This window comes from Mycobacterium sp. E136 (assembly GCF_001666865.1).
In the GTDB taxonomy this organism is placed as follows: Bacteria; Actinomycetota; Actinomycetes; order Mycobacteriales; family Mycobacteriaceae; genus Mycobacterium.
The window spans coordinates 1-612 of record NZ_LZJE01000222.1 but is presented as its reverse complement, the minus strand read 5'-3'; the positions used below and the strand labels follow the sequence as shown (position 1 = coordinate 612).

Genomic DNA, 612 nt, shown 5'->3' with positions numbered 1-612 from the left:
CAGCGAACCGCGGCGCAGGGTTCCACGTCACCACGCGTCCCATAGCAGGCCATTAAAAGCTTCATCGCGTCCTACCCTCTCATTTTTTTGCGGAGCCTTTCACTGTTGTTGCTGAGGCGCAATGGCGCCGACGGCTGCCGCGGTTCCAATTCGACCGGCCACGCCATGCCACCGCCAGCGGCACCGGAGTGGCCGGCTCGCCCCAGCAGTAGTCGCCGTGGGACTCCGCCGACCCCGATGTACTCTCTGGTCCACGCAACTTGAAGGGGGGCAGTGGATGGCCAGATCCCTGAGATTTGTGCTGGCAAGCTACGGAAGTCGTGGCGATGTGGAGCCCTGCGCCGCGGTTGGCCGTGAACTGCTGCACCGCGGGCACGAAGTGCACATGGCCGTCCCCCCTAACCTGGTGGGCTTCGTCGAGTCGGCAGGGCTCGGCGCGACGGCGCTCGGTCCGGACCCGCAGGAGATGCTCGAAGCGCATTGGGCCTTCTACAGAACGTGTTTTCGCACGCCTTGGCGCATCCGCGAAGTGAGCAGACTGTCGCGCGAGGCATGGGAACCCAAGGCTCGAGCGTGGGAAGAGCTGAGCAGAACGCTGACGTCTCTTGCGAA

General features: G+C 64.5%; 1 protein-coding gene. It reads left to right on the top strand.

The window, feature by feature from the left end; all coding sequences use genetic code 11:
• Positions 1-277: 277 nt before the first annotated feature.
• Positions 278-612, top strand: a 335-nt coding sequence (locus A5698_RS14805) for a glycosyltransferase (protein WP_231967413.1), incomplete at its 3' end; no start/stop codon positions are given.